General features: G+C 68.1%; 30 protein-coding genes. 12 read left to right on the top strand and 18 right to left on the bottom strand.

Annotation, left to right across the window (positions count from 1 at the left end; all coding sequences use genetic code 11):
- The first annotated feature begins 30 nt into the window (after positions 1-30).
- A complete protein-coding gene (locus OF829_RS06355; protein WP_264939141.1) occupies positions 31-966 on the top strand; it encodes a ribose-phosphate pyrophosphokinase in 936 nt (311 codons plus the stop codon).
- 33 nt (positions 967-999) lie between these two features.
- On the opposite strand, the gene OF829_RS06350 is transcribed toward OF829_RS06355, so the two are convergent.
- Both OF829_RS06350 and OF829_RS06345 read right to left on the bottom strand, forming a co-directional pair.
- Positions 1,000-1,749, bottom strand: a complete 750-nt coding sequence (locus OF829_RS06350) for a sulfite exporter TauE/SafE family protein (protein WP_264939140.1) — start codon at positions 1,747-1,749, stop codon at positions 1,000-1,002.
- The gene (locus tag OF829_RS06345) at positions 1,746-2,213 is read right to left on the bottom strand and encodes a sterol desaturase family protein (RefSeq protein WP_264939139.1); all 468 of its coding nucleotides are present in this window, start codon (positions 2,211-2,213) and stop codon (positions 1,746-1,748) included. Before OF829_RS06345 ends, OF829_RS06350 begins: the two co-directional genes overlap by 4 nt.
- A 119-nt stretch (positions 2,214-2,332) precedes the next feature.
- Here OF829_RS06345 and sucC point away from each other — a divergent pair, with 119 nt between their 5' ends.
- The 4 genes from sucC (at position 2,333) to OF829_RS06325 (ending at position 6,005) form a co-directional block, all read left to right on the top strand.
- Positions 2,333-3,532 carry an ADP-forming succinate--CoA ligase subunit beta gene (gene sucC, locus OF829_RS06340; RefSeq protein WP_264939138.1) on the top strand — a complete coding sequence of 400 codons (1,200 nt, stop codon included), beginning with the start codon at positions 2,333-2,335 and terminating at the stop codon, positions 3,530-3,532.
- Positions 3,533-3,674: 142 nt separating this feature from the next.
- Complete coding sequence (locus OF829_RS06335; protein ID WP_264939137.1) at positions 3,675-4,427, top strand: electron transfer flavoprotein subunit beta/FixA family protein; 753 nt, start codon at positions 3,675-3,677, stop codon at positions 4,425-4,427.
- Positions 4,424-5,353 carry an electron transfer flavoprotein subunit alpha/FixB family protein gene (locus tag OF829_RS06330; RefSeq protein ID WP_264939136.1) on the top strand — a complete coding sequence of 310 codons (930 nt, stop codon included), beginning with the start codon at positions 4,424-4,426 and terminating at the stop codon, positions 5,351-5,353. Before OF829_RS06335 ends, OF829_RS06330 begins: the two co-directional genes overlap by 4 nt.
- 79 nt (positions 5,354-5,432) lie before the next feature.
- Positions 5,433-6,005: a phytanoyl-CoA dioxygenase family protein gene (locus tag OF829_RS06325; protein WP_264939135.1), complete on the top strand. Its 573-nt coding sequence runs from the start codon at positions 5,433-5,435 to the stop codon at positions 6,003-6,005.
- On the opposite strand, the gene OF829_RS06320 is transcribed toward OF829_RS06325, so the two are convergent.
- Genes OF829_RS06320 through OF829_RS06310 form a run of 3 tightly spaced genes read right to left on the bottom strand, consistent with a single transcriptional unit; the run spans position 6,002 to position 7,489 of the window.
- Entirely contained in the window at positions 6,002-6,487 is a 486-nt protein-coding gene (locus tag OF829_RS06320; protein WP_264939134.1) for a hypothetical protein, read from the bottom strand. The genes OF829_RS06325 and OF829_RS06320 overlap by 4 nt on opposite strands.
- Complete coding sequence (locus tag OF829_RS06315; RefSeq protein ID WP_264939133.1) at positions 6,462-7,292, bottom strand: hypothetical protein; 831 nt, start codon at positions 7,290-7,292, stop codon at positions 6,462-6,464. Before OF829_RS06315 ends, OF829_RS06320 begins: the two co-directional genes overlap by 26 nt.
- A 20-nt stretch (positions 7,293-7,312) precedes the next feature.
- Positions 7,313-7,489, bottom strand: coding sequence for a hypothetical protein (locus OF829_RS06310; RefSeq protein ID WP_264939132.1), 177 nt, complete (start codon positions 7,487-7,489; stop codon positions 7,313-7,315).
- Between the two features lie 77 nt (positions 7,490-7,566).
- Here OF829_RS06310 and OF829_RS06305 point away from each other — a divergent pair, with 77 nt between their 5' ends.
- The gene (locus tag OF829_RS06305; RefSeq protein WP_264939131.1) at positions 7,567-8,319 is read left to right on the top strand and encodes a sterol desaturase family protein; all 753 of its coding nucleotides are present in this window, start codon (positions 7,567-7,569) and stop codon (positions 8,317-8,319) included.
- Between the two features lie 5 nt (positions 8,320-8,324).
- On the opposite strand, the gene OF829_RS06300 is transcribed toward OF829_RS06305, so the two are convergent.
- Genes OF829_RS06300 through OF829_RS06275 form a run of 6 tightly spaced genes read right to left on the bottom strand, consistent with a single transcriptional unit; the run spans position 8,325 to position 14,008 of the window.
- Entirely contained in the window at positions 8,325-8,804 is a 480-nt protein-coding gene (locus OF829_RS06300; RefSeq protein WP_264939130.1) for an SRPBCC family protein, read from the bottom strand.
- On the bottom strand, positions 8,801-9,106 hold the full coding sequence (locus tag OF829_RS06295; RefSeq protein WP_264939129.1) for an ArsR/SmtB family transcription factor: 306 nt from the start codon (positions 9,104-9,106) through the stop codon (positions 8,801-8,803). Before OF829_RS06295 ends, OF829_RS06300 begins: the two co-directional genes overlap by 4 nt.
- 31 nt (positions 9,107-9,137) lie before the next feature.
- Positions 9,138-10,145, bottom strand: a complete 1,008-nt coding sequence (locus tag OF829_RS06290) for a histone deacetylase family protein (protein WP_264939590.1) — start codon at positions 10,143-10,145, stop codon at positions 9,138-9,140.
- Positions 10,145-11,248, bottom strand: coding sequence for a Na+/H+ antiporter NhaA (gene nhaA / locus OF829_RS06285; RefSeq protein ID WP_264939128.1), 1,104 nt, complete (start codon positions 11,246-11,248; stop codon positions 10,145-10,147). Before nhaA ends, OF829_RS06290 begins: the two co-directional genes overlap by 1 nt.
- The gene (locus tag OF829_RS06280) at positions 11,248-12,837 is read right to left on the bottom strand and encodes a lysine--tRNA ligase (RefSeq protein WP_264939127.1); all 1,590 of its coding nucleotides are present in this window, start codon (positions 12,835-12,837) and stop codon (positions 11,248-11,250) included. Before OF829_RS06280 ends, nhaA begins: the two co-directional genes overlap by 1 nt.
- Positions 12,838-12,883: 46 nt before the next feature.
- A complete protein-coding gene (locus tag OF829_RS06275) occupies positions 12,884-14,008 on the bottom strand; it encodes an erythromycin esterase family protein (RefSeq protein ID WP_264939126.1) in 1,125 nt (374 codons plus the stop codon).
- A 92-nt stretch (positions 14,009-14,100) separates the two neighbouring features.
- Here OF829_RS06275 and OF829_RS06270 point away from each other — a divergent pair, with 92 nt between their 5' ends.
- Together OF829_RS06270 and OF829_RS06265 are read left to right on the top strand one after the other, a co-directional pair.
- Entirely contained in the window at positions 14,101-16,815 is a 2,715-nt protein-coding gene (locus OF829_RS06270) for an ATP-dependent DNA helicase (protein WP_264939125.1), read from the top strand.
- Positions 16,812-17,345, top strand: coding sequence for a SixA phosphatase family protein (locus OF829_RS06265; RefSeq protein ID WP_264939124.1), 534 nt, complete (start codon positions 16,812-16,814; stop codon positions 17,343-17,345). The genes OF829_RS06270 and OF829_RS06265 overlap by 4 nt, the downstream gene beginning before the upstream one ends.
- On the opposite strand, the gene OF829_RS06260 is transcribed toward OF829_RS06265, so the two are convergent.
- The 5 genes from OF829_RS06260 to rpmF form a co-directional block, all read right to left on the bottom strand.
- Complete coding sequence (locus OF829_RS06260) at positions 17,342-17,689, bottom strand: MerR family transcriptional regulator (protein ID WP_264939123.1); 348 nt, start codon at positions 17,687-17,689, stop codon at positions 17,342-17,344. The genes OF829_RS06265 and OF829_RS06260 overlap by 4 nt on opposite strands.
- A gap of 11 nt (positions 17,690-17,700) precedes the next feature.
- Complete coding sequence (locus tag OF829_RS06255) at positions 17,701-18,000, bottom strand: integration host factor subunit alpha (protein WP_264939122.1); 300 nt, start codon at positions 17,998-18,000, stop codon at positions 17,701-17,703.
- A gap of 107 nt (positions 18,001-18,107) precedes the next feature.
- Complete coding sequence (locus OF829_RS06250; protein WP_264939121.1) at positions 18,108-19,079, bottom strand: beta-ketoacyl-ACP synthase III; 972 nt, start codon at positions 19,077-19,079, stop codon at positions 18,108-18,110.
- Between the two features lie 10 nt (positions 19,080-19,089).
- The gene (plsX, locus tag OF829_RS06245; RefSeq protein ID WP_264939120.1) at positions 19,090-20,121 is read right to left on the bottom strand and encodes a phosphate acyltransferase PlsX; all 1,032 of its coding nucleotides are present in this window, start codon (positions 20,119-20,121) and stop codon (positions 19,090-19,092) included.
- 46 nt (positions 20,122-20,167) lie between these two features.
- Positions 20,168-20,344, bottom strand: a complete 177-nt coding sequence (gene rpmF / locus OF829_RS06240) for a 50S ribosomal protein L32 (RefSeq protein ID WP_264939119.1) — start codon at positions 20,342-20,344, stop codon at positions 20,168-20,170.
- A 201-nt stretch (positions 20,345-20,545) separates the two neighbouring features.
- Between rpmF and OF829_RS06235 the strand changes: the two genes are divergently transcribed.
- Entirely contained in the window at positions 20,546-20,944 is a 399-nt protein-coding gene (locus tag OF829_RS06235; protein ID WP_264939118.1) for an MAPEG family protein, read from the top strand.
- A gap of 37 nt (positions 20,945-20,981) precedes the next feature.
- Here OF829_RS06235 and OF829_RS06230 read toward each other — a convergent pair whose 3' ends face one another.
- Positions 20,982-21,662 (bottom strand): MBL fold metallo-hydrolase, encoded by a 681-nt coding sequence (locus OF829_RS06230; RefSeq protein ID WP_319951536.1) that lies wholly within the window; start codon positions 21,660-21,662, stop codon positions 20,982-20,984.
- Positions 21,663-21,755: 93 nt separating this feature from the next.
- Here OF829_RS06230 and pabB point away from each other — a divergent pair, with 93 nt between their 5' ends.
- Genes pabB through msrA form a run of 3 tightly spaced genes read left to right on the top strand, consistent with a single transcriptional unit; the run spans position 21,756 to position 25,461 of the window.
- Entirely contained in the window at positions 21,756-23,516 is a 1,761-nt protein-coding gene (gene pabB / locus OF829_RS06225) for an aminodeoxychorismate synthase component I (RefSeq protein WP_264939117.1), read from the top strand.
- Positions 23,517-23,526: 10 nt separating this feature from the next.
- Entirely contained in the window at positions 23,527-24,726 is a 1,200-nt protein-coding gene (locus tag OF829_RS06220) for a pyridoxal phosphate-dependent aminotransferase (RefSeq protein WP_264939116.1), read from the top strand.
- A 54-nt stretch (positions 24,727-24,780) separates the two neighbouring features.
- The gene (gene msrA / locus OF829_RS06215) at positions 24,781-25,461 is read left to right on the top strand and encodes a peptide-methionine (S)-S-oxide reductase MsrA (protein WP_264939115.1); all 681 of its coding nucleotides are present in this window, start codon (positions 24,781-24,783) and stop codon (positions 25,459-25,461) included.
- Here the strand turns inward: msrA and OF829_RS06210 are convergent, their stop codons facing one another.
- The gene (locus OF829_RS06210; protein ID WP_264939114.1) at positions 25,462-25,863 is read right to left on the bottom strand and encodes a DUF1489 family protein; all 402 of its coding nucleotides are present in this window, start codon (positions 25,861-25,863) and stop codon (positions 25,462-25,464) included.
- Between the last annotated feature and the right edge of the window lies 1 nt (position 25,864).

Genomic DNA, 25,864 nt, shown 5'->3' with positions numbered 1-25,864 from the left:
GCAACACTGGGCAGCGCGGGACCGCACCACATGAAACTGATGTCGGGCAATTCGAACCCGCCGCTCGCCAAGGCGATCGCCGACTATCTCGAAATCCCGCTGACCCAGGCCAATGTCCGCCGCTTCGCCGACGAGGAGATTTTCGTCGAGATCCTCGAAAATGTCCGCGGCGAGGATGTGTTCGTGCTCCAGTCGACCGCTTTCCCGGCCAACGACAATCTGATGGAGCTGCTGATCATGATCGATGCGCTCAAGCGCGCATCGGCCAAGCGGATCACCGCGGTCATCCCCTATTTCGGCTATGCCCGGCAGGACCGCAAACCCGGGCCGCGCACCCCGATCTCGGCCAAGCTGGTCGCCAATCTGATCACCGTCGCGGGGGCGAACCGCGTCCTCTCGGTCGATCTCCATGCCGGGCAGATCCAGGGCTTCTTCGATATTCCGACCGACAATCTCTATGGCGCGCCGGTGATGTCAGACGACATCAAGGCGCGCTTTTCGGGCAAGAATCTGATGGTGGTCTCGCCCGATGTCGGCGGCGTGGTCCGCGCGCGCGCGCTGGCGAAGCGGCTCGACAATGCCCCGCTGGCGATCGTCGACAAGCGCCGCGAGCGCGCCGGCGAATCGGAAGTGATGAACATCATCGGCGATGTCGAGGGGCGTTTCTGCATCCTGATCGACGATATCGTCGATTCGGCGGGGACGCTCTGCAACGCCGCGGGCGCGCTCAAGGCGGCGGGGGCGGAAGGCGTGGTCGCATACTGCACCCATGGCGTGCTCTCGGGCGGCGCGGTCGCGCGCGTCGAGGCGAGCGAGCTGACCGAACTGGTGATCACCGATTCGATCGGCAATCACGCGGTGATCGCCGAGAGCAAGAAGGTTCGCCACCTGACGATCGCCCCGCTGCTTGCCGAGGCGATCAAGCGGATCGCGGATGAGAGCTCGGTGTCGTCGCTGTTCGACTAAGCTGTGCTCCGGCGCAGGCCGGAGCACAGGAAGCTAGAACGCCGCTTCCCACACCAGCGCCACGCCGACGCCGATCATCAGCCAGTAGATCGCGGTGTAGAAGCGCTCGGGCGAGATGCGCCGTACCAGCCATACGCCGGCGAGCGTCGATCCCACTGCGACGGGGATCAGCGCGCCCGCGGTCAGCAGATTCTCCCGCGTGAACTGGCCGAGTGCCAGATAGGCGGGGACCTTGATCCAGTTGACCGCGGCGAAGAACACCGCGGTCGTCCCGACCAGCAGCTGGGGGTCGAGCTTGCGCGGGAGCACCCAGAGCTGGAAGGGCGGCTGGCCGGCATGCGCGATCTGGCTGGTGAAGCCCGATGCGACTCCGAACAGCGATCCGGCCCATTCAGGCAGTTTCGCCGTCTCGCGCGGGATGGCGTGGCTGGCGAGCCAGAGCCGGTAGGCGCCGAACAGCGCAGAGATCACTCCCACCGCCGCCATCACCGCCTCGGGCGTCACGCTCGCGGCAAAGCCATAGCCCAGCGCCACCCCCGCCGCCGCGCCGGGCAGCATCCAGCCGAGCACGCGCCACTCGACCGTCCGGCGGAACGCCCAGACGCCGACCACATCCTGCACGATCAGCAGCGGCAACAGGATCGCCGCGGCCTGGACCGGGTTGATCACGAACGCCATCGCGGGCAACGACAGCGCGCCCATGCCCGAGAAGCCGCCCTTGGCGAGGCCGATCAGGGCCACGGCCGGGATCGCCACGGCATAGAAGGTCGGATCGGTGATCAATTTCGTTTCAACTGCGCCTTGAGCCGCGCGGCGGGCGGCGCCCAGAGGAAGCCGAAGCTCACCGCGCCGTGCTTCTCCGCCACCGCATGGTGCATCCGGTGCGCCTGCACGATCCGCTTCATATAGGAGGAGCGCGGCACATGGCGGTGCGGCACGCGCTGATGAACGATGACGTCATGAAAGCCGAAATAGATCGCGCCATAGGCGGCGATCCCCGCGCCGATCCAGGCAAAGCCCGGCCACCACCCTGCCTGCACCCCGCCATAGAGCAGCAGGATCGAGGGGATGGCGAAGATCGCCGCGTAGAGATCGTTGAGTTCCCACCGCCCCTCACGCGGCCGGTGATGGCTCGCATGGAGGAACCAGCCGGGCCCGTGCATCACCCAGCGATGCGCGGCATAGGCCACCCCTTCCATCGCGGCGATGGTTGCAACGAACAGCAATGAGGCGGTCAGCCAGTGCATCCCGGGGCCTATAGCTCAGCTATGCTGCACCCGCGAGCGCGAAGGGGTGGATTCGCGTTTGCCACTGTGCTTAAGGCGGCGCACATTCCCGATCTTCGAAAAAGGACGGCGCCTCTCCCATGAACATCCACGAATATCAGGCCAAGGAATTGCTCGCCAAGTACGGCGCCCCGATCGCCGCGGGCCATGCCGCCTTCACCGTGGAAGAGGCCGTCGAGGCCGCCCGGCAGCTCCCCGGGCCGCTTTATGTCGTCAAGTCGCAGATCCATGCCGGCGGCCGCGGCAAGGGCAAGTTCAAGGAATTGGGCCCCGACGCCAAGGGCGGCGTCCGCCTCGCCTTCTCGCTCGACGAGGTCCGCGCCCACGCAACCGACATGCTGGGCAACACGCTGGTGACGATCCAGACCGGCGAGGCCGGCAAGCAGGTCAACCGGCTCTACATCACCGACGGCGCCGATATCGACAAGGAATTCTACCTCGCCCTGCTCGTTGACCGCACGACCAGCCGGATCGCCTTTGTCGTCTCGACCGAAGGCGGCATGGACATCGAGGAAGTCGCGCATTCGACGCCCGAGAAGATCCACAGCTTCGCGGTCGATCCGGCCACCGGCTTCCAGCCTCACCATGGCCGCTCGGTCGCCGCGGCGCTGGGCCTCAAGGGCGATCTCGCCAAGCAGGCGGCCAAGGTCGCCTCGTCGCTCTACGCCGCCTTCCTCGATACCGACGCCGAGCAGATCGAGATCAACCCGCTCGCGCTGACCAAGCAGGGCAACCTTCTGGTTCTCGACGCCAAGGTCGGCTTCGATGGCAATGCGATGTTCCGCCACAAGGACCTGATGGAGTTGCGCGACACTACCGAGGAAGACCCGGCCGAGCTCGAAGCCTCCAAATACGACCTCGCTTACATCAAGCTCGACGGCGATATCGGCTGCATGGTCAACGGCGCCGGCCTCGCGATGGCGACGATGGACATCATCAAGCTCAATGGCATGTTCCCCGCCAACTTCCTCGATGTCGGCGGCGGCGCTTCCAAGGAGAAGGTGACCGCGGCGTTCAAGATCATCCTCGCCGATCCGAACGTGAAGGGCATCCTGGTCAACATTTTCGGCGGCATCATGAAGTGCGACATCATCGCCGAGGGCATCGTCGCCGCGGCGAAGGAAGTGAATCTGAGCGTGCCGTTGGTCGTCCGGCTCGAGGGCACCAATGTCCAGCAGGGCAAGGATATCCTCGCCAATTCGGGACTGGCAATCGTGCCGGCCAACGATCTGGGCGACGCGGCGAAGAAGATCGTGGCCGAAGTGAAAAAGGCCGCCTGAATAACCCGTCACCCCGGCGAAAGCCGGGGCCCAGGGCGACAAGTACACCGCCCGTTGCTCTGGGTCCCGGCTTTCGCCGGGATGACGATTTGAGGTTCACCCCTCCTCCCCAGGATGAGGCGAACCAAGAGGAGAGAGTGGCATGAAGGTGCTGGTGCCGGTCAAGCGGGTGCTTGATTATAATGTGAAGCCGCGCGTCAAGGCGGATGGGACGGGGGTCGACCTCGCCAACGTCAAGATGAGCATGAACCCGTTCGACGAGATCGCGATCGAGGAAGCCGTGCGCCTGAAGGAAAAGGGCGCGGCGACCGAAGTGGTGGTCGTCACGATCGGCGTGGCCAAGGCCGAATCGGACGTGCTGCTGACCGCGCGCGCGATGGGCGCCGACCGCGCGATCCTGATCGCGACCGACGACGAGGTCGAGCCGCTGGGCGTCGCCAAACTGCTGAAAGCCGTGTGCGACGAGGAGGCGCCCGGGCTGGTGATCCTCGGCAAGCAGGCGATCGACGACGACAGCAACCAGACCGGCCAGATGCTCGCGGCGTTGCTCGGCTGGCCGCAGGGCACCTTCGCGTCGAAGGTCGAAGTGAGCGGCGACCGCGTAGTCGTTACCCGCGAGGTCGATGGCGGGCTCGAGACGGTGGACCTCAAGGCCCCCGCGATCGTCACCACCGATCTTCGCCTCAACGAGCCGCGTTACGCAACGCTACCCAACATCATGAAGGCCAAGTCCAAGCCGCTCGCGAAGAAGACCCCGGCGGATTACGCGGTCGATATCGCCCCGCGCCTCGCCACGCTCAAGGTGGTCGAGCCCGCCAAGCGGACCGCAGGCGTGAAGGTCGCGGACGTGGATGAGCTGGTCGGCAAGCTCAAGGCGCTGGGAGTTGCGAAATGAAGACGCTCGTCTGGGTCGAACACGACAACGCGGCCGTCAAGGACGCCACCCTCGCCGTCGTCACCGCCGCCAGCCAACTCGGTGAAGTCCATCTCCTCGTCGCCGGCAGCGGCTGCAAGGCCGTCGCCGATCAGGCCGCGAAGATCGAAGGCGTGGGCAAGGTCCATCTCGCCGACGATGCGTCGCTGAGCCACGCACTCGCGGAGAATGTCGCGCCGCTGATCGTCGGCCTGATGGCCGATCACGACGCGGTGCTGTTCCCGGCGACCAGCAACGGCAAGAACATCGCCCCGCGCGTGGCCGCCCTGCTCGACGTGATGCAGATCAGCGACATCCTCTCGGTCGAGGGCGCCGATACCTTCACCCGGCCCATCTATGCCGGCAACGCGATCGCCACGGTCAGGACCAGCGACAAGAAGCTGGTCATCACCGTGCGCGGCACCGCCTTCGCCAAGGCGGCGACCTCGGGTGGCAGCGGTACGGTCGAGGCGGTTTCGGGGGCGGCGGATGCGGGCGTTTCGAAGTTCGTGAGCGCGGAGATCGCCAAGTCCGAGCGCCCCGAGCTGACCAGCGCCAAGGTGATCGTCTCGGGCGGCCGCGCGCTCCAGAACAGCGAGAATTTCCACAGCCTCATCGAGCCCCTCGCCGACAAGCTCGGCGCGGCCGTGGGTGCCAGCCGCGCGGCGGTGGATGCGGGCTATGTCCCCAACGACTATCAGGTCGGCCAGACCGGCAAGATCGTCGCCCCCGAAGTCTATATCGCGATCGGCATCTCGGGCGCGATCCAGCATCTCGCGGGCATGAAGGACAGCAAGACGATCATCGCGATCAACAAGGACGAGGATGCCCCGATCTTCCAGGTCGCGGACATCGGCCTGGTCGGGGACCTGTTCAAGGTGGTGCCGGAGCTGACAGGCAAGCTCTGAGGCTCGCTTGAACCTCGAGGAACATGGGGCGGCGCACCTTCCCGGTGCTGCCGCCCCTTTTCTTGAGGCGCTGGAAAAGATGTTGGCCGGCCTTCCCGCCGACCAGGCCGGCATCCGCTTGCATGGCATCGCGGGGTTGGCCGAAATTCTCGACGAGATCGGAAGTCGCACGGCGCAACTTGGCGGTCGGCACCCGGTGCGCGCTATCCTGTTCGACAAAAGCGGCGCCGCCAACTGGGCACTCGGCTGGCATCAGGACCGAACCATTGCGGTGAAGGCCCGGGCCGATCTCCCGGGCTATGGCCCCTGGTCGGTCAAGGCAGGCCGTGTCCATGTCGAACCGCCCTTCGTGCTGATCGAACGGATGCGTACGATCCGAATCCATTTCGATGCCGTCCCCGCCGGCAATGCCCCGCTGCTGATCGCCCCCGGCTCGCACCGGCTGGGCCGCATCCCCGAACCCGAGATCGAGGCGACCGTCGCCCGCTGCGGCACCACCGCCTGCCTGGCCGGGCGCGGCGACATCTGGCTCTACGCTACCCCGATCCTTCACGCCTCGGCAGCGGCGGCCGAACCGCAGCATCGGCGCGTCATCCAGATCGACTATTCCGCCGATTCGCTCCCGGCGCCGCTCGACTGGCTCGGCCTCTAGGGCGCCAGCACCACCTCGAAATGCCCCAGGTCCGGCGCCAGCCCGGCGCATTCGGGCGTCTGGGCGAAGGCGATGTGCGCGGGCCGCACGGTTTCGATGCGGATCACCGCGAGCTGGCGCTGGAGATAGGCCTCGATCGTCTGGCGCAGCCGCGCCGGGGCCTCGCGCACCGCGCCGCGATAGGCGAAGCGCAGCGGCCCATAGCCGCGGGCGCTGGCGACGAAGGCAGGGAGGCGCGAGCCCGCTTCCTCGCCGCTGCGCGCCATCATCCGGCAGGCCCCGCGCGCCGCATGGATGACGTCGCCCATCTGGCGGTGCTCGACCCGCACCGTGAAGCCCTGCTCGGCAAAGGCCTGGGCGAGCGCGGCCGCCAGCCGCGAATCGTCGGGCTGGCGCACGCGCGTCAACGCGATCTTCGCGCCCAGCGACACGAGCAGCAGCGCGGCGAACCAGGCGCTAGTGACGCGTGCCGCGCGCGACAAGCAGGCCCCCTCCGATGACCAGCGCGCCCGCGGCGAGGCTCGCCCAGCCGAACCAGCCCGCCCCCGCGCCGACATGCCAATAGTCGAAATCGCGCGGGTGCCAGGCCAGCGTCGCCAGCCGCAGGCAATTGACCGACGCCATCGCCACTACGCCTGCGAGGCAGATCAGGCAGAGCTTCGCGTCGATGCGAAGCCCCAGAAGCTGCGTCGCCGCGGCCCACAGGATGATCGCGAGCGAGATATTGTGGAACGAGGAACAGAGATGCGCGATCGTGAACTGCTCGCTGCTTCCCACAAAGGTGACGGTATTCCCCACCACGCGCGTGCCCGCCAGCCAGCCGACCATCTGCGCATCGAGCCCGAGCATCAGCGGCGCGAACAGCTGAAGCAGGATTCGCCCCCAGAGCAGGGTGCCGGTCAATGCGAGCAGGATCACCGCGATCCGCCGTTCGCGCGAGCCGGGCGCGCCGGTCAGCGCCAGCCAGGTGCCGCTCGCCAGCACCGCGAGCGACCCGGCGATCGGATAGGGAAGCAGCGCGCCGCCGAGCGTGAGCAGCGCCACCATGCGGTCGCGCGGCCGCAGCGGCGCCGAACCTTCCTCGCGCGCGATCGCGATCACCGCATAGAGCGCAAACCAGAAGACCGCGCTGATCCCGGCGAGCGAGAAGACCGCGTTGACCGTGCCCTGCTCGTCGATCGCCTGGCCGATCAGCACCGCCATGGCATTGATCGCCGCGATCGGCGCGCAAAACGCGAAGAGCTGCGCCCGGTCATCGAGCGCAGGAAAGGGCAGTGCCAGGCGCACCCGGGCCCGAGCGGGGAAGATTATTTGCGGAGGCGCGACCGCAGATAGCGATAGCCGGCGGCGACGGCGACCAGCGCGCCGATGCCCGCCCCTGCGACCGGCGCCGGGGTGATCGGGGTGCCGGCAAGCGCAGGCGTGGCGGCAAGAAGCAAGGTCACTGCGACGGCCGGCAGTTCGATACGATCGATGAAGCGCATGCAAATTCCCCTGACGTGGAGCCTTGCACGGTGTCGCAAGTGTGCCGCGGGATGTAAAGCGTGTAGTGGTAGGGGCGATGATCGCGCTGACGCTGTTCCTGGGCTGCTTCGTCGCGCTGGCCTTCGCCGAGCTGCTCTGGCGCGCGCGGCCGCCGCTGGCCGGGGGCGACCGGCGGCTGGCGACCAATTTCGCGCTCGCCGCCGCCAACCTGATGATCGTTTCGATGGTGCCGGTGAGCGGGGTGGCGGCATCCGCCTGGGCGCAGGCGCAGGGGATCGGAGTCGGACATTGGCTGGAGTCGGCGCCCGCCTTGTTCGCGCTGTTCCTGCTCGTGCGCAGCCTGGGCAGCTATGTGCTGCACCGAGCATCGCACCGTTTCGCGCCGCTATGGCGGCTGCACCGCATCCATCATGCCGATCCCGAAATCGACCTGTCGACGGCGCTCAGGAACCATCCAGCCGAGGTGCTGCTGGCCGCGCTGGTGGGCGCGGGGTGCGCGCTCGCGGTGGGTGCGCCGGTGTGGATCGCCACCGCGGGGGAGACGGTTCTGGCCGTCATCGCGCTCTGGGCGCACGCCAATCTGCGGCTGCCGGCGGCGATCGGACAGCCAATGGCGCTGCTCCTGGTCACGCCCGGGGTCCATCTCGTCCATCATTCGGCCGAGCGGGGCGAATGCGACAGCAATTACGGGGATGCCTTCACCCTTTGGGACCGCGTTTTCGGCAGCTATTCGCCGCCCTGCGCGCCGGCCCGGCTGGGGCTGGGCGACGCCGCGGACGCCGATGCCGACAGGCTGTTGCGGCAGCTCGCCTGGCCCCTTCGGCGCTAGGGGCCCTAGCCCGCCAGCGCCTTCTCATAGCCCGCCAGGATCGCGCCCCAGCCCGCATCCATCCCCGCGAGCTGCGAGATCGCCTCGCCATAGCGTTCGAGGTCGCGATGCTCGAACACCACCTCGGTATACTCGCCATCCTCGGTGAAGCTCACCTCGACGGTGGTCTCGAAATCGGGATCATATTCCCAGTCGCCGGTCAGCTGCCATGCCAGTGCCAGCCGCCCGGGCGGGTCCCAGGCGAGCACGCGGCCCCAGTCATATTCGCTGCCGTCCTCGCCGCGCTCGTACCAGCGCCCGCCCTCGCGCGGCTCGACCACGACATCGGCCTGGGGGATTTGCTCGCGCATCCTGAGGATCGAATGGTCCTTGTACCACCAGCTGCCCATCCGCGACACGAACACCTCGAACGCGCGCTCGCGGCTTGCCTTGACCCGCATCGTCTTGCGGATCGGCGCGGGCTGGATGCGCTGTGTATCGGTCATTCGCCTTCCTCCACCGCGGCCTTGAAGTCGCCGAGCGCGCGCTCCCATTTCTCGTCGAGCCAGCGCCTGATCTGCCCGAGCCCCGCCGGATCGATGCGGTAGACGCGCCGCGTCCCCACCGCCTCGTCGGCGACCAGCTCGGCTTCCTTGAGGATCTTGAGATGCTGCGAGACCGCGGGGCGGGTGACGGGGAGCCGCTCGGCAATCTCGCCGACCGATTTGGGCCCTTCGGCGATCTGATCGAAGATCGCGCGCCGCGTCGCATCCGAAAGCGCCGAGATCGCCTGATTTGCGTTAGCCATGGCTGACGGTTAGTTTTTACTTACGCTCCTGTCAAGCGAAGCCCGACAGGAAGGACGCGACGTTGCGCCCCAGCGCCTCGCCGGCATAGCCGCCTTCCATCACGATCACCCCGGGCCAGCCGCGCGCGGCGATGTCGGTGCCCAGCACGGCATAGTCGGGCGTCTCGAGCCGGAAGCGCGAGATCGGATCGTCGACGAACGTGTCCGCGCCGAAGCTCACCACGATCAGCCCCGGATCGAAGCCCGCAATGGCATCGAGCGCCCGCGTCTGCGCCGCGCGGTACACGCCCAGATCCGCCCCCTGCGCCAGCGGCAGGTTGAGCGTCTTCCCCGCGCCTTCGCCCTCGCCCGCCTCGTCGGCATGGCCCCAGTAAAAGGGATAGTCGGTCGCGGGATCGGCGTGGATCGAGGCGTAGAAGACGTCGCCGCGCTCCCAGAAGATATGCTGGGTGCCGTTGCCGTGATGATAATCGATATCGAGGATCGCGACCCGCTCGACGCCTGCATCGCGCGCGGCCTGTGCCGTCACCGCGGCATAGTTGAGGTAGCAATAGCCTCCCATATAGTCGCGCCCGGCATGATGCCCCGGCGGGCGGGCGAGCGCGAAGGCGTTGCGGTCTCCGGCGAGCACCGCATCGAGCGCGGAAAGCGCGCACTGGGCGCTCCAATAGCTGGCTTCCCACGCATCGGGAGTGAGCGGCGTGCCGGCATCATAGCTGTACCGCCCAACCAGCGCATCGATCCGGCTCAGCGCGATCGGGCGGCGCCCCACCACCGGGAAGACATAGCCGATCGCCTCACCTGGCCGCCCCGCCTCGGCCCAGAGCCGCGCGCCGTTCTTGAGGAAATCGACATAACCGGCGTCGTGAACGCCAAGTATCGGCGCTTCCCCGTGATCGCCGGGAGGCTCGAGCCCCGGCAGCGCGGCCGCCACCGATTCGGCACGGAGCGGCACGTCGGCGTGCGCGACGAAGGCGCCATTGTGCAGCTCCTGCCTGGGGGCGTGCTTGAGCTGACGCGGGTCGAAAAAGCCGCGCATCATTCGGAGGCCCTGGCGGTACGGAGGACCGCATAGCCCGCAATCGCCGACAGGAGCGAGCCCGCCAGCACCCCGATCTTGACCGAATCGGCCAATTCGGGCTGGTGGGGAAAGGCAAGGCCGCCGATGAACAGGCTCATCGTGAAGCCGATCCCGGCAAGCAGCGCCATCCCCCAAAGCTGTATCCAGGGCGCCGGGCGGGCGGCGATTCCCGCCTTCACCGCGATCCAGATGCTGCCGAAAATGCCGAGCTGCTTGCCGAGCACAAGCCCGAGCACGATGCCGAGCGGCAGCGGGGCGAACGGATCGGCCCCGCCGAGCGTCACCCCGGCATTGGCGAAGCCGAACAGCGGCACCACGCCGAACGCCACCCATGGGTTGAGTGCGCTTTCGAGCCGGTGGACATGCGCCTTGGGGATCAGCATCGCCGCGAGCACCCCCGCCACCGTCGCGTGCACCCCCGAATGCGCCACCGCCAGCCACAAAGCGGCGGCGAGCAGCAGGTGCAGCCACAAGGCCCGGACCTTGAGCGCGTCGAGCCCGCGCATCGCCGCCATGATCGCCGCCGCCACGGCGAGCGCGGGGAGCGAGAGCGTCGCGGTATAGACCAAGGCGATGATCGCCACCGCGCCCAGATCGTCGACCACGGCGATGGTCGTGAGCAGCGTCTTGAGCTGCGCCGGCGCACGCCGCCCCAGGATCGCGAGCACCCCGCAGGCAAAGGCGATATCGGTTGCCGCGGGGATCGCCCAGCCGCGCGCTAAGCCGGGCGCGACCGCGAGATAGACGAACGCCGGCGCCGCCATCCCCGCCGCCGCCGCGATCACCGGGAGCCGCCGCTGCGACCAGCTCGCCAGCGCACCGCCCGCAAACTCGCTGCGGATCTCGAGCCCGACGACGAGGAAGAACACCGCCATCAGCCCGTCATTGATCCAGTGATGAAGGCTGAGCGGCCCCGCCTTGACGTCGAGCACCTCGAAATAGGCGGGGGCCAGCGGCGAATTGGCGACGGCCAGCGCCAGCGCGGAAGCCGCCATCAGCACGATTCCGCCCGCCGCCTCGCTCGCGATGAACTCGCGCATCGCGGGGGCGGCGCGGCGCATCAGGCCTTCGCCAGAGCCTCGGCGATCAGCTTGCGGCTATTCTCGATGCCATAGAGCGCGATGAAGCTCCCCATGCGCGGCCCCTGGCTGGTGCCCAGCAGCGTCTCGTACAACGCCTTGAACCAGTCGCGCAGCTCGGCGAAGCCGCCAAGATCACCAAACTGCGCCTTGCCGATCTCATAGACGATATTCTGGATATCCTCGGCGCTCGCATCCTCGCCCAGGCCGGCCAACTCGGCATCGAGCCGCTTGAGCGCCGCCACCTCGACACCCTCCGGCGCGCGCCGCACCGGCTTCTCCGCCACATCGCGGACATAGGCGATCGCATAGCCGATCAGCGCATCGAGCGCGGGCCAGGTCTCGGGCGTGGCGCCGGGCACGTAATTGGCGAGATAGCCCCAGACCTGCTCCTTCGATGCTTCGCGCATCACCCCGACCAGGTTGAGCAGCAGCCCGAAGGTCACCGGCAGCGTCTCCGCGGGCGGCGGACCGTTATGGATATGATGGACCGGGTTTCCGAGGCGCTGCGCGACCTCCTGCCCGGCATAATTGCCGCGGAACTGCCAATAATCGTCAATCGCGCGCGGGATCAGCCCCAGATGGAGCGACTTGGCCTTTTTGGGCTCGCGATAGATGTAGAAGGCAAGACTCTCGTCGGGGCCATAGCGCAGCCACTCCTCGATCGAGAGGCCATTGCCCTTGGACTTGGAAATCTTCTCGCCCTTCGCGTCGAGGAACAGCTCGTAGATCAGCCCCTCCGGCTTCCGGCCGCCGAGGATCGCCGCGATCTTGCCGCCCAGGACGCCCGAATCGATCAGATCCTTGCCGTACATCTCGTAATCGACGCCGAGCGCGGCCCAGCGCATCCCCCAATCGGGCTTCCATTGCAGCTTGGCCTGCCCGCCGAAGATCGACTGGGTGATCCGCTCGCCCTCATCCTCGAACGCGATCAGCCCCGCCTCGGCATCGAGCACCTCGACCGGGACCTGGAGCACCACACCGCTTTTCGGGCTGACGGGCAGAACCGGCGAATAGGTCGCCTGGCGCTCGGCGCGCAGCGTCGGCAGCATCACCCCCATGATCGCGTCGTAATTGCGCAGCACCTCGCGCAATTTCCCGTCGAAGCGGCCCGAGGCGTAATAGTCGGTCGAGGACACGAACTCGTACAGGAAGCCGAACTGGTCGAGAAACTGGCGCAGCATCGCATTGTTGTGATGCGCGAAGCTCTCATGGCAGCCGAACGGATCGGGAATACGCGTCAGCGGCTTGCCCAGATGGAGGCCAAGCATCTCCTTGTTCGGCACATTGTCGGGCACCTTGCGCAGCCCGTCCATGTCGTCGCTGAACGCCACCAGCCGCGTCGGCAGCCCGGTCATCTCCTCATAGGCGTGCCGCACCATCGTGGTGCGCAGCACTTCCTGGAAGGTGCCGATATGCGGCAGCCCCGAGGGGCCGTAGCCCGTCTCGAACAGCATCGCCTCGCCGCCGGGCTTGCCTTCGGGATAGCGTTTGATCAGCTTGCGCGCCTCTTCGTAAGGCCAAGCCTTGGATTCGAGTGCGGCGGCGCGAAGCATTTGCGGATCGGTCATGGTGCGCCGCATCTGGCGCGTCGCGCGGCGAATCGCAAATGTCGAATCAGGACGAAGGAAGCGGCGGACGCTCTTCGCGGAACACCACCAGCCCATCGACCGCATCCGCCCAGCGCGCTGTGACATAGTGGTGGCGGAAGATTGCGCCAGGCACCGGCCCGATCGCCGCGAGCGCCCTAGGCCCCATATAGGCGGCCTCGCCCGGCCCGTTCAGCGCTAGCGTTTCGATCGATCCGGGCGGCGCCGGGGGAACCGCGATCTCGCGCCTTCCCTGCCGCACCGACCCCGTCAGCGCCGAAAAGCCCAGCACGAAGGCACGCTCGCCATAGTCGCGGTGGAGCAAAGACCCGAAATTGCCGCCCTCGGGAAAAGCCGGATCGGCGCGGGCGTCCTTCGCGAGATGCACGGTCGCAGCCCAGACGATGACCTTCGTGCCTTTTGGCAGCCGGCGCGCGATCCAGCGGAAATTCCAGTACATCGTGGCGTCGCGCGCCCCGCCCGCCGCGGCATCGTCCAGAAAGTCGCGCGCCGCGAAGCGGCGGAAATTATCGACCAGATGGCGCACCGCGATTTCATCGCTGGGGAGGCGGTGACGGATTTCGACGAGGCAGCGCGTGACCCGCAGCCGTTCGGCGCGGTCATAGGGCTGGCTTGCGGGATATTCCCACCGGATTCGCCGCCGCATCCGCATCTCGCATTCGGCGCGGCGACCTACGGGCAGATAGGCCGCGAGTTCCTTCGGCATGGCGTCGAGCGAGTAGAAGGCGCCCGCGCTGCCCAGATTGTCGTCGATCCCGCTGATATAGGTCAGCCGCCCGGCCTGCATCCGATCGAGCAGGAAGGGGATCAGCGGCTGGAAATCGCCGCTGCGGTTCCACAATCCCCCGATCGCCGAGCCCAACAGCTTCGGGTCGGCATTTCCCCGCCCGAATTCGCGCGAAAAGCCGTAAAAATCATAATAGCCCGCCTCGAACAGGATCGCGCCATAGCCGCATTCGTCGACCAGGCGGCGCACCAGCGCCACGCGAAAGGCATCGGCCCTCCCATCGCCATGGTTGGCACCCTCCCCGAGCATCGCGACGCCGCGGGGGCACAGATCGGCCACCGCCGCGGAGAGCGCAGGCTGGTCAGCGGGCGCCGCGGCGGCGAGCGTCAGGGCAAGTGCGAGCATGATCGTCCCTCCGGCGCACATCGTGTCGCGTCGCGCCGCGACCGGCAATGCCCGCTTTCAATCGCGGGTCCGTTCTGCTTTTGTACGAGACGATGTCCCTGCCGCCCCTCCCCTATCCCGCGCTCCACGCCAGCCATGGCGGCATCTGGATCGCGACCGAGAGCGAGACGCGCGCGATCGGGCGGGGCGAGGCGATCCGGGTTGCGGCGGATACGCCGGTGATCCTGCTCAACGCGCCGCTGATCGGGCAGCGGCTGGGGCACCCCGAACTCAACGGGCTCGATCTGCTCGAACTCTTCGCCTTCCTGCGCCCCGCGCGGTTCATGGTGCCGACGCCCAAGGGGCTCGCGCGGGCGGCGCGGATCGAGCCGCCCGTCAGCGACGCCGAAGTCGCGCCGTTCCTCCGCGACGCCGCCGCAGCCTTGCTCGCGCTCACCGAGGGCGACTGGCCCGAGCGCGAGGGCGCCTGGAACGCCGCGCAGTCGCTCGCCCGGTTGCGCTGGCCCTGGGCGGGGCCGGTTTCGGCGCGGCTCGCCAAGCCCGAAAAGGCCGAGCGCTGGCTCTTCTCGAAGCTGCCCGAATGGAGCGAGCAGCCGCCCCGCGCGGCGCCCCGCACGATCACCCTCCATGACGAGGATGTCGCCCGACGCCTCGCCACCCTTACCGGCGACGGCGCCGAGAAACGCCAGGGCCAGCGCGACTATGCCGCGGCCGCCGCGCGCGCCTTTGCCCCGCGCGAGATGCGCGATTCGCCCAATCTCGTGCTCGCCGAGGCGGGGACGGGGATCGGCAAGACGCTCGGCTATCTCGCCCCCGCATCGCTCTGGGCCGAACAGGCGGGCGGCGCGGTATGGGTCTCGACCTTCACCAAGGCGCTGCAACGCCAGCTCGGCCATGAGAGCGAGCGGCTCTTCCGCGACGAAACGGTCCGCAAGGCGCGCATCGTCACGCGCAAGGGCCGCGAGAATTATGTCTGCCTGCTCAATCTCGAGGATGCGCTCCAGGGCGGGTTCCTCGGCCGCGCGGCGATCCTCGCGCAGCTGGTCGCGCGCTGGGCGGCATACAGCGCCGATGGCGACATGATCGGCGGCGACTTGCCCGGCTGGCTGCCCACCCTGTTCCGGCGCAACGGCTCGACCGCGCTGACCGACCGGCGCGGCGAATGCATCTATGCCGGCTGCCCGCATTACCGGAAATGCTTCATCGAGCGCGCCGCGCGTGCCAGCGCCGACGCCGATATCGTCATCGCCAACCACGCACTGGTGATGGTCAACGCCGCGCGCGGCCGCGAATCGGCGACCCGCCCCACCCGCTATGTGTTCGACGAAGGCCATCATCTGTTCGACGCCGCCGACGCGATGTTCTCGGCGGCGCTGACGGGCCAGGAGGCGATTGAGCTGCGCCGTTGGGTCACCGGGCCCGAATCGGGCGCGCGCGGGCGGCGGCGGGGCCTCGGGGCGCGGCTGAGCGACGTCGCGAGCTATGACGCTGAAGGCGGCGAGGCGATCGCCGCCGCGGTGATCGCGGCGCAGGCGCTGCCGGGCGATGGCTGGCTCCAGCGGCTCGCCGAGGGCCAGCCCTTCGGCCCCGTGGAGCGGCTGCTCGCGGCGGTGCGCGGACTGGTCTTCGCGCGCGATGACGGCGGGGAAACGGGGTACGGCCTCGAAACCGAACTCGCCGAGCCCGATCCGGCATTGGTCGAAGCCGCGGGCCCGGCGGGCGAGGCGCTCGATTCGCTCCTCCGCCCGCTGGTAGCACTCGGGCGGCGGCTGGAGGCGGTGCTCGCCGACGCGCCCGACTGGATGGACGGCGCGGCGCGCGCACGGATCGAGGGCGCGATCGCCTCGCTCGGCTGGCGCACCGACACGGTCGGCGCCTGGCTCGCGCTGATCGCGCGGATCGGCGGGCCCGCCGATCCCGAACATGTCGACTGGCTCGCGGTCGATCGCGTCGAGGGGCGCGAATATGATGTCGGGCTCCATCGCCACTGGCTCGATCCCTCGCGGCCCTTCGCCAAGACCGTGCTCGAACCCGCGCACGGGGCGGTCATCACCTCGGCGACGCTCAAGGCCGGTGGCGACTGGGATCTGGCCGAGGCGCGCAGCGGCGCCACCCACCTGCTCCGCCCGGCGGGCCGCTTCGAAGCGCCGAGCCCGTTCGACTATGCCCGCCAGTCGCAGGTGCTGATCGTCACCGACGTCAAGCGCGGCGATCTGCCGGCGCTCGCCAATGCCTATGCCCGGCTGATCGTCGCCGCCGAAGGCGGCACGCTCGGCCTGTTCACCGCGATCCGGCGGCTGCGCGCGGTCCATGCCCGCATCGCCGACCGGCTGGCGCGCGAGGGGCTGCCGCTGATGGCGCAGCATGTCGATCCGATCGACACCGGCACGCTGGTGGACATCTTCCGCGACGATCCGCGCGCCTCGCTGATCGGCACCGATGCCCTGCGCGACGGCGTCGATGTCCCCGGCCATTCGCTGCGGCTCGTGGTGATGGAGGGCGTGCCCTGGCCCAAGCCCACGGTGCTCCACGCGGCGCGGCGCCTCGCCGGCGGCGGCACCGCCTATGACGACCGCATCGTCCGCGCGCGGCTGGCGCAGGCGTTCGGGCGGCTGATCCGCCGCGCCGACGATTCGGGCAGCTTCGTGCTGCTCTCCGCCGCGATGCCGAGCCGGCTTCTCACCGCCTTTCCCGATGGCACCCCGGTCGCGCGCGTCACGCTCGACGAGGCGGTCGAGCGGGTTCGTCTTTCCTTGGCAACACGCTTGCGGCATGAGGCGGGCCTGTCCGCGAGTGGAACCCGATGAAGACGCTGATCCTTCTGCGCCACGCCAAATCGGGATGGGACGACCCGGTAGCGCGCGATTTCGATCGCCCGCTCAATCCCCGCGGCCAGCGCGCGGCGGTGACGATGGGCAGGCATTTGCGCACGATCGGACTGGAATTCGACCGGGTGGTCGCCTCCCCCGCGGCGCGCGTCACCGAGACGCTCGAGCATCTCGCCACCGGCTATGGCAGCGATCTCGCGCCGGTCTGGGACCAGCGCGTCTATCTCGCCTCCGCCGCGACCTTGCTCGATCTTGTGCATGAGATGCCCGAGGCCGCCGGGACGGTGCTGATCGCGGGGCATAATCCGGGACTGGAGGAGCTGGTGCTCGCGCTCGTTCCCGATGGGGCGCTGCGCCACAATGTCGCGCTCAAATTCCCCACCGCCGCGCTCGCCGAGATCGAATTCGAGGCCGATCGCTGGGAGGATGTCGAGCCGGGCGATGGCGCGCTGGTCCGCTTCATCCGCCCGCGCGACCTCGATCCGAGCCTCGGGCCCGACGGGAGCTAGACCCCGTCGGCCTCCAGCGCGTCGGCCAGCGAATCGCGGATCGCCCGAAGGCTTTCGCTCCCGCCCGAAGGCGCCGCCGCCGGGGCCTTGCCGCCCTTCTCCGCCGCGAGCAGCTTCTGCACCCCGCGGATCGTGTAGCCCTCGTTGCTCAGCAGATGATGGATCCGCCGCACCAGCGCGACATCGTCGGGGCGGTAATAGCGCCGCTGCCCCGCGCGCGTCAGCGGGCGAAGCTGGGGGAAGCGCGTTTCCCAATAGCGCAGGATATGCTGAGGCCGCCCGATCTCCTGGGCAAGCTCTCCGATGGTGCGGAGCGCGCCAGCGGCCTTCTCGGGCGCCGGCATTCCCGTTCCCGTCAGCCGGCCGAGACGATGCGGTCGCGCATCATCTGGCTGGCGCGGAAGGTGAGCACGCGGCGCGGCGCGATCGGCACTTCGACCCCGGTCTTGGGATTGCGGCCCACGCGCTCGCCCTTGTCGCGCAGGATGAAGCTGCCGAAGCCCGAAATCTTGACGTTCTCGCCCTTCGCCAGCGCTTCGCACATATGCGTCAGAACCTGCTCGACCAGGCGCGCGGCATCGGCGCGGGAGAGCCCCACTTCATGATGCAGCGATTCGGCCAGATCGGCCCTGGTCAACGTCCCTGCAGCGGCCATGGTCGGCTTTCTCCCCCGTTACCAATGTCATGCTCTAACAGATTGGTCCGGGGCCGCAATTAGGAACATCACGGAACGGTAACAATTATTGCAAGAGCCTGAAGGTATCAGAACCTTGCGACGGCCGCCCCCCAGGTGAAGCCGCCACCCATCGCCTCGAGCACGATCAGGTCGCCCTGCTTGATGCGGCCATCCTTGACCGCGGTATCGAGCGCCAGCGGCACCGAGGCGGCGCTGGTATTGGCGTGCTGGTCCACCGTCACGATCACCTTGGCCGGATCGAGCCCGAGCTTGCGCGCGGTGGCATCGAGGATGCGGGCGTTGGCCTGGTGCGGCACCACCCAATCGACATCGGCGGAGGTGAGCCCGGCGGCGGCGAGCGATTCGTCCATCACTGCCGCCAGATTGACCACCGCATGGCGGAACACCTCGCGCCCCTTCATCCGCACCTTGCCGACCGTGCCCGTGGTCGAGGGCCCGCCATCGACATAGAGGAGATCGTTGTGCCGCCCATCGGCGTGGAGCCTGGTGGCCAGGATGCCGCGGCCCGTGGCCTCGTCGCTCTCCTGCCCCTCGAGCACCACCGCGCCGGCGCCGTCGCCGAACAGCACGCAGGTCGCGCGGTCCTCCCAATCGAGGATGCGGCTGAATGTCTCGGAGCCGATCACCAAAGCGCGCTTCGCAGCGCCGCTGCGGATCATCGAATCGCAGACCTGGAGCGCATAGAGGAAGCCCGAGCAGACCGCCGCCACGTCGAACGCGACGCAATCGTCGATGCCGAGCGCGGTCTGGACGCGGGTGGCGCTGGCCGGAAAGGTCTGGTCGGGGGTCGCGGTCGCGAGCACGATCAGGTCGATGCTCGTCGCCTCGATCCCCGCGGCCTCGAGCGCGGCCCGGCAGGCGCGGGTCGCGAGCGTGCTCGTCGTCTCGTCGGGCCCGGCGATGTGGCGGAAGCGGATGCCGGTGCGCTCGACGATCCATTCGTCGCTGGTATCGACGCGCTCGGCGAGTTCGGCGTTCGAGACGCGATGCGGCGGCAGCGCGGCGCCGGTGCCGATGATGACGGAACGGAGGGTCATCGTGACTGTCTTACGCCGCCTTAGCTTCGAAGTTCCCGAGATCCTCGGCAATGCGCCGCATCAGATCGTCGCGCAACATCTTCGCGGCAAAGCCGATCGCGGTGGCGACGCCGGTCTCGTTGGCGCTGCCATGGCTCTTCACGATCAGCCCGTTGAGCCCCAGGAAGACCGCGCCGTTATGCGTGTTGGGATCGAGATGATGGCGCAGCAGCTCGGTCGCGGGGCGCGAGATCAGGAAGCCGATCTTCGAGCGGGTCGAGCTGCTGAACGCGCGCTTGAGCAGGTCCGCGACGAAGCGCGCGGTGCCCTCGATCGTCTTGAGTGCGATATTGCCCGAGAAACCGTCGCACACGATCACGTCGACATGCCCGCGCGATAGGCTGTTGCCCTCGATAAAGCCCTTGAATTCGAGGCGGAGATGGTCGGCGGCGCGCAGCTGGGCGGCGGCCTCGCGAATCTCGTCGGTTCCCTTCATCTCCTCGGTGCCGATATTGAGCAGGGCGACGCGCGGCCGCTCGAGATCGAGCGCGGTGCGCGCATAGGCGGCGCCCATCACCGCGAACTGGACGAGGTTGCGCGCATCGACTTCGGTGTTGGCGCCCAGATCGAGCATCACCGTATCGTTCTCGCCAAGGCTGGGGAGCAGGGCGGCGAGCGCGGGCCGGTCGATCCCGGGCATGGTGCGCAGCGCGAGCTTGGACATCGCCATCAGCGCGCCGGTATTGCCGCAGGAGACCATGGCCCCGGCCTCGCCGCGCTTCACCAGATCGATGGCGATTCCCATCGAGGTGGTCTTGGCGCGGCGAATCGCCTGGCTGGGCTTGTCGTCGCCGCCGATCACGTCGGGCGCGTGGACGATCTCCGAAGCGGCGGTGAGGTTGGGATGGGCTTCGAGCCCGGCGCGAATCTTCGCCTCGTCGCCGACGAGCAGGAATTGCATCCCCTCGTAACGGCGGCGGGCCGCGGCGACGCCGGCGAGCATGACCGCAATCCCCTCGTCACCGCCCATCGCATCGACGGCGATTCGAGAGGAGTTCGTCATGATGCCACGCCCCCGTTTCCGCCCCGTGGTTCAGCTTGATTCGTGCTTAGTCTTCGGCCGTGACCGCGCGGCCGTTATAATGGCCGCAGGCGCCGCACAGCACGTGCGGGCGCTTGAGTTCGCCGCAATTGGGGCATTCCTGGAATGCCGCAACGGTGAGCGCATCGTGCGCCCGGCGCATGCCACGCCGCGAGGGCGAGGTCTTTCTCTTGGGAACGGCCATTTCCGGCTAACCTTCTTGCGTCTTCAATCGATGGGCCGCGATACGCCCGCAGGGTCTTTCGGGCAAGCGACGGAAGTCCGGCGCTCGCCGGACCAGCGGACAGGTCACGAAGCGAGCGAGCGCCTATAGCGATTTTGCCCCGCGTTGCAAGCCGGAGAGCGCCGTGCCACTCAGTCGCCTTTCAGGAGGGGACCTACGCTCATGATGCTGCCCATCGCGCTCACCACTGCCGGCGCCGCCGCGCTCGTCAACTTCTGGCTCGCCTGGCGAATCGGGCAGGTGCGCACCGCGGAGAAGATCTCGATCGGCGACGGCGGCAATCCGCGCCTGATCGCGCGGATGCGCGCGCATCTGAATTTCGCCGAATATGTGCCGCTGGTGCTGATCCTGATCGCGCTGATCGAGCTGGCCAGGGGCACGCATCTGTGGCTGTGGATCGTCGCCCTGCTCTTCATCCTTGGCCGGGTGGCGCATCCGATCGGCATGGACGGATCGCGATTCGCGCGGACCTTCGGCATGGCCACCACCGCGCTGACGACGGTGGGGCTGGGGCTATATGCCGCCTCGATCCAGTATCTCGCGATGTTTCATATCGGCTGATTTTGTTGGCGCTGCGCAGAGCTGCGGCACCAGCCCGTCAAGAACGCGCGCGCGCCATCACCGAATCGGCCACGAACGGATTGGATTTCCGTTCATGGGCGAAGGTGCTCACGGCATTGTGCCCGGGGATGAACACCGTGTCGTCCCCCAGCGGCCAAAGCTTGAGCGTAATCGAATCGAGCAAATCCTGATGGTTGCCCATCGGGAAATCGGTCCGCCCGATCGATCCCTGGAACAGCACGTCGCCCACCATCGCCAGCTTCGATTCGGGATGGTGGAAGACGACATGGCCTGGCGTGTGGCCGGGGCAGTGGATCACGTCGAGGGTGAGGTTGCCGACCGTCACCTGGTCGCCATCGACCAGCCAGCGCGCGGGCTCGAACGGCGTTCCGCGCACGCCATAACGCTTGCCGTCATCCTCCAATCGGCTGATCCAGAAGCGGTCGGCCTCGTGCGGGCCCTCGATCTCGACCCCCAGCTCCTTGGCGAACTCGCCCGCCGCGCCGCAATGGTCGATATGACCGTGCGTCAGCAGGATCTTCTCGATGGTGACGCCATGCTGTGCTGCCGCCGCGCGCAGCTTGGGCAGATCGCCGCCTGGATCGACGAACGCGCCCTTCATCGTCTGCGTGCACCAGATCAGCGAGCAATTCTGCTCGAGCGGCGTGACGGGGATGATCGCGGCGCGCAAAGGAGGGCTGGGCGGGGGAGTCGACATGCCCCGCGAGATAGGGGCCGCGCCGTTCCCGGGCAACATCCGCCGGAAACTGCACTTGCCGCAGGGGCTCCCGCACGCCATTCGGGCGGTTGAATGCTGCCTGCTCCTCCCTTCGTGCTGCTCGACGATGCCCGGCCCGGCGCCGCGCCGGCGCGGCTCTATGCCGGTCCGGTCGAGATCGTCGAAGCGAGCGGCGAGGGCGAGGTCGGCCCCGCGCTCGACCGGCTCAAGGCGGCGCGGGGGCGCGGCCTCCATGCCGCGGGATTCCTCACCTATGAGGCGAGCGAGGAATTGGAGCCCAGCGCCTGGCCGCGGCCCGCCGGAGGAGAAGTGCCGCGGCTCTGGTTCGGCCTGTTCGATTCATACGCCGAGATCGACGACGTCCCTGCCCTGCTCCCCGATCCCGCGGGCGCCTGGGCGGGCAAGCCCCAGCCCTGGATCACCAGCGACCAATATGGCGAGCAGTTCGCGCAGGTTGAGGAACTGATCGCCGCGGGCGACATCTATCAGGCCAACCTGACCTTCCGCGCCTGGGTTCGCCGCGCGGGCCCCCCGGGCGCGCTCTACGCGCTGCTCCGCGCCCGCGCCGCCGCCGGCTATGGCGCGCTGGTCGCCACGGGCGAGCAATATCTCCTGTCCTTTTCGCCCGAGCTGTTCTTCACGGTCGAGCAGGGCAGGCTCACCGCCCGCCCGATGAAGGGCACTGCCATTCGGGGCGGCTCGCCCGAAGAGGACGAGGCGCTTGCCGAAGCGCTCGCCAGCGACCCCAAGCAGCGCGCCGAGAACCTCATGATCGTCGATCTGATGCGGAATGACCTTAGTCGCGTCGCCCGCCCCGGATCGGTAGAAGTGCCGCAGCTGTTCCATGTGGAGCGCTATCCGACCGTCCATCAGATGGTGTCGACGGTCACCGCCACGCTGGAGGATGGACTGGGTGCAATCGACGCGCTCACATCGCTGTTTCCCTGCGGCTCGGTCACCGGCGCGCCCAAGGTGCGCGCGATGCAGATCATCGGCGAGGTCGAGGGCGCCGCGCGCAACATCTATACCGGCTCGATCGGGCGGCTCGACGCCAATGGCGACGCGATGTTCAACGTCGCGATCCGCACCTTGATGCTCGATCCGACCAGCGACGCCGCGGTGCTGGGGCTGGGCTCCGGCATCGTCGCCGATTCGCAGCTGGACGAGGAATGGGCCGAGTGCCTCGCCAAGGGCGCTTTCGTGACCGCGGGCGAGACGGCGTTCGACCTGATCGAAACCATGGCCTTCGATCCCGAGCGCAGCATTCCCCTGCTCGAGCGCCATCTCGCGCGGATGCGGGCCAGCGCCCAGCTGTTCGGCTTCGCGTTCGACCGGCATGGCGTCAGGAACGAGCTCCAGGCCGCGACCTTCCGGCTGCGCGAGCCCAGCCGCATCCGGCTGCTGCTGGCCAGATCGGGGGCGATCGCGATCGGTATCGCGCCGATGCCCGCGCTCCCCGAGGGCCCGGTCAAGGCCGCGATCCTGCCCCAGCCAGTTGCGCCAGACGACTTTCGCCTCGCGCACAAGACCAGCCGCCGCGGCTTCTATACGCGCGACCCCGATGCCTTCGAGACGCTCTATGTCGATGCCGAGGGCTTCCTCACCGAAGGCAGCTTCACCTCGATCTTCGTCGAGCGGAACGGCACGCTGATCACCCCGCCGCTCAGCCGGGGCCTCCTCCCCGGAGTGCTGCGCGCCGAGCTCATCGAGACCGGCCGCGCGGTGGAGGGCGATCTCACCCCCGCGGACCTCGAATCGGGCTTCTTCATCGGCAACGCGCTGCGGGGACTGGTTTCAGCCGTTACATTTGCGCGAGCGCACGCAGCGCCGTAAAGGCGCGCGCATGAAGACCTCAGCAGCGCTCGACCGCATCCAGCCCTCCGCCACGCTCGCCATGACCACGCGGGTCAACGAGCTCAAGGCGCAGGGCGTGGACGTGATCGGTCTTGGCGCGGGCGAACCCGATTTCGACACGCCGGAATATGTCCAGGAAGCCGCCATCGCCGCGATCCGCGGGGGCCAGACGCGCTATACCAATGTCGATGGCACCAATGCGCTCAAGGAGGCGATCCGCGCCAAGTTCAAGCGCGACAACGGGCTCGACTATGCGATCAACCAGATCAGCGTGAATGTCGGCGGCAAGCACACGCTCTTCAACGCGCTGGTCGCGACCGTCCAGGCGGGCGACGAGGTGATCGTCCCTGCGCCCTATTGGGTGAGCTATCCCGATATCGTCCAGTTCGCGGGCGGCACCCCGGTGTTCATCGCGGCGGGCGCCGACCAGAACTACAAGATCACCCCGGCGCAGCTCGAGGCCGCGATCACGCCCAGGACCAAGTGGCTGATCCTCAACTCGCCCTCGAACCCCACCGGCGCCGCTTACTCGGCCGCCGAACTCAAGGCGCTGGGCGAGGTGATCGAGCGGCACCCGCATGTCTGGGTGATGGCCGACGATATGTACGAGCATATCGTCTATGACGGCTTCGAATTCGCGACGATCGCGCAGGTCTGCCCCGCGCTCTACGAGCGGGTGCTGACCGTGAACGGCTGTTCCAAGGCCTATTCGATGACCGGCTGGCGGATCGGCTTCGCGGGCGGGGCGCCCTGGCTGATCAAGGCGATGGCCAAGCTCCAGTCGCAGTCCACGTCGAACCCCTGCTCGATCGCCCAGGCAGCGGCGACCGCGGCGCTCAATGGCGACCAGGGCTTCCTGCAGGCACGCAACGCCGCCTTCCAGGGCCGGCGCGACCTGGTCGTGTCGATGCTCAACCAGATCAACGGCATGACCTGCCCGCGCCCCGAAGGCGCCTTCTACGTCTATCCCGAATTCTCCGGGCTGATCGGCAAGTCCACGCCCAAGGGCCAGCGGATCGACACCGACGAGGCGATGATCGGCTATTTCCTCGACGAGGCGCGGGTCGCGGCGGTGCATGGCGCGGCATTCGGCCTCTCGCCGGCGATGCGGATCAGCTATGCGACCTCGGAGGATCTGCTCCGCGAGGCGTGCGAGCGCATCCAGACGGCCTGCGCCGCGCTTCGCTAAGTTCGACGGACTTGCATCCCGCGCGGGATTTCCGACGTATAGTTGGATAGCCCCATGCTCAGGACCGCAATCATGCTCAAGCTGACCATCCCCGCGCTCGCCGCGGCGGGACTTTTCCTGTTCGCCGTCGCCCAGCCCAGCGGTGTCGCCGCCGAGGGCGCGGTCGCCATCCCCGCGCCGCGCACCGACGTGACCGGCGTGAAGGGCCAGCAGGTCGCGGTGCTCGCGGGCGGATGCTTCTGGGGGATGGAGGCGGTGTTCGAGCAGGTGAAGGGCGTCAAGTCGGTCACCAGCGGCTATGCCGGGGGCGAGAAGGGCGACGCCACCTATGAGCAGGTCTCGACCGAGCGGACCGGCCATGCCGAGGCGGTGCGCATCGTCTATGATCCGAACATCGTCAGCTATGGCACGCTGCTGCGCGTCTATTTCTCGGTCGCGCACGATCCGACCCAGCTCAACTATCAGGGCCCCGATCACGGCCCCAGCTACCGCTCGGCGATCTTTCCGCAGAGCCCGGCACAGCGCAGCGTCGCCTCCGCCTATATCGCCCAGCTGGGCGGGGCGAAGGTGTATCCGCGCCCGATCGTCACGCGGCTCGAGACCGGGACCTTCTATCCGGCCGAGAGCTATCATCAGGATTTCTTCCGGAGGAACCCGGACCACCCCTACATCGTCCGGTTCGACAAGCCCAAGGTCGCCGCGTTCCGCGCGACCTTCCCGCAGCTGGCGAAGTAACTAGAGCAGCCCCATCCCGGCGAGCTTGCCCGCCAGCTCGGCCGGCAGATCGGCGGCGTCGCCTTCGCCCAGATCGACCGGCGCATCCGCGTCCTCGAGATAGCGCCAGCCCTGATGCGCGCGCTTGGGGCGCGGCTGGACGAGGATCAGCTCGGCCGCGAGCCGGATCGCGGTGCGCCCGCCCTCGGCTTCGGCGAAGCCGAGGATCGGCGAGCGCGCGACCAGCTGGTGCCTGATGATCCAGTAGAGCGACCCGCCATCTTCAAGCTCGGCGAAGCGCTTGGGGAGATAGCGCGTGGTCACGGGGAACTCGGGGCCCTGCGCGGCGCGCCACTCGATCCGCTCGCGCAGCGTTTCGACCTGCGTGCAACCGAACGCGACCTTGGTGAGATGAAGCGGCATG

It is taken from the genome of Sphingomonas caeni, assembly GCF_026013415.1.
Lineage (GTDB): Bacteria > Pseudomonadota > Alphaproteobacteria > Sphingomonadales > Sphingomonadaceae > Sphingomonas > Sphingomonas caeni.
Note: the sequence above shows the minus strand (reverse complement) of the source record. Positions and strands in the feature narration are given on the sequence as shown.

Bases quoted from the DNA above. Each gene is read 5' to 3' on its own strand.
- OF829_RS06355 (WP_264939141.1), top strand. From the start codon at position 31: ATGAAACTGATGTCGGGCAATTCGAACCCGCCGCTCGCCAAGGCGATC.
- OF829_RS06345 (WP_264939139.1), bottom strand. From the start codon at position 2,213: ATGCACTGGCTGACCGCCTCATTGCTGTTCGTTGCAACCATCGCCGCG.
- sucC (WP_264939138.1), top strand. From the start codon at position 2,333: ATGAACATCCACGAATATCAGGCCAAGGAATTGCTCGCCAAGTACGGC.
- OF829_RS06335 (WP_264939137.1), top strand. From the start codon at position 3,675: ATGAAGGTGCTGGTGCCGGTCAAGCGGGTGCTTGATTATAATGTGAAG.
- OF829_RS06330 (WP_264939136.1), top strand. From the start codon at position 4,424: ATGAAGACGCTCGTCTGGGTCGAACACGACAACGCGGCCGTCAAGGAC.
- OF829_RS06325 (WP_264939135.1), top strand. From the start codon at position 5,433: ATGTTGGCCGGCCTTCCCGCCGACCAGGCCGGCATCCGCTTGCATGGC.
- OF829_RS06310 (WP_264939132.1), bottom strand. From the start codon at position 7,489: ATGCGCTTCATCGATCGTATCGAACTGCCGGCCGTCGCAGTGACCTTG.
- OF829_RS06305 (WP_264939131.1), top strand. From the start codon at position 7,567: ATGATCGCGCTGACGCTGTTCCTGGGCTGCTTCGTCGCGCTGGCCTTC.
- OF829_RS06300 (WP_264939130.1), bottom strand. From the start codon at position 8,804: ATGACCGATACACAGCGCATCCAGCCCGCGCCGATCCGCAAGACGATG.
- OF829_RS06295 (WP_264939129.1), bottom strand. From the start codon at position 9,106: ATGGCTAACGCAAATCAGGCGATCTCGGCGCTTTCGGATGCGACGCGG.
- OF829_RS06290 (WP_264939590.1), bottom strand. From the start codon at position 10,145: ATGCGCGGCTTTTTCGACCCGCGTCAGCTCAAGCACGCCCCCAGGCAG.
- nhaA (WP_264939128.1), bottom strand. From the start codon at position 11,248: ATGCGCCGCGCCGCCCCCGCGATGCGCGAGTTCATCGCGAGCGAGGCG.
- OF829_RS06280 (WP_264939127.1), bottom strand. From the start codon at position 12,837: ATGACCGATCCGCAAATGCTTCGCGCCGCCGCACTCGAATCCAAGGCT.
- OF829_RS06275 (WP_264939126.1), bottom strand. From the start codon at position 14,008: ATGCTCGCACTTGCCCTGACGCTCGCCGCCGCGGCGCCCGCTGACCAG.
- OF829_RS06270 (WP_264939125.1), top strand. From the start codon at position 14,101: ATGTCCCTGCCGCCCCTCCCCTATCCCGCGCTCCACGCCAGCCATGGC.
- OF829_RS06265 (WP_264939124.1), top strand. From the start codon at position 16,812: ATGAAGACGCTGATCCTTCTGCGCCACGCCAAATCGGGATGGGACGAC.
- OF829_RS06260 (WP_264939123.1), bottom strand. From the start codon at position 17,689: ATGCCGGCGCCCGAGAAGGCCGCTGGCGCGCTCCGCACCATCGGAGAG.
- OF829_RS06255 (WP_264939122.1), bottom strand. From the start codon at position 18,000: ATGGCCGCTGCAGGGACGTTGACCAGGGCCGATCTGGCCGAATCGCTG.
- OF829_RS06250 (WP_264939121.1), bottom strand. From the start codon at position 19,079: ATGACCCTCCGTTCCGTCATCATCGGCACCGGCGCCGCGCTGCCGCCG.
- plsX (WP_264939120.1), bottom strand. From the start codon at position 20,121: ATGACGAACTCCTCTCGAATCGCCGTCGATGCGATGGGCGGTGACGAG.
- rpmF (WP_264939119.1), bottom strand. From the start codon at position 20,344: ATGGCCGTTCCCAAGAGAAAGACCTCGCCCTCGCGGCGTGGCATGCGC.
- OF829_RS06235 (WP_264939118.1), top strand. From the start codon at position 20,546: ATGATGCTGCCCATCGCGCTCACCACTGCCGGCGCCGCCGCGCTCGTC.
- OF829_RS06230 (WP_319951536.1), bottom strand. From the start codon at position 21,662: ATGTCGACTCCCCCGCCCAGCCCTCCTTTGCGCGCCGCGATCATCCCC.
- pabB (WP_264939117.1), top strand. From the start codon at position 21,756: ATGCTGCCTGCTCCTCCCTTCGTGCTGCTCGACGATGCCCGGCCCGGC.
- OF829_RS06220 (WP_264939116.1), top strand. From the start codon at position 23,527: ATGAAGACCTCAGCAGCGCTCGACCGCATCCAGCCCTCCGCCACGCTC.
- msrA (WP_264939115.1), top strand. From the start codon at position 24,781: ATGCTCAGGACCGCAATCATGCTCAAGCTGACCATCCCCGCGCTCGCC.
- OF829_RS06210 (WP_264939114.1), bottom strand. From the start codon at position 25,863: ATGCCGCTTCATCTCACCAAGGTCGCGTTCGGTTGCACGCAGGTCGAA.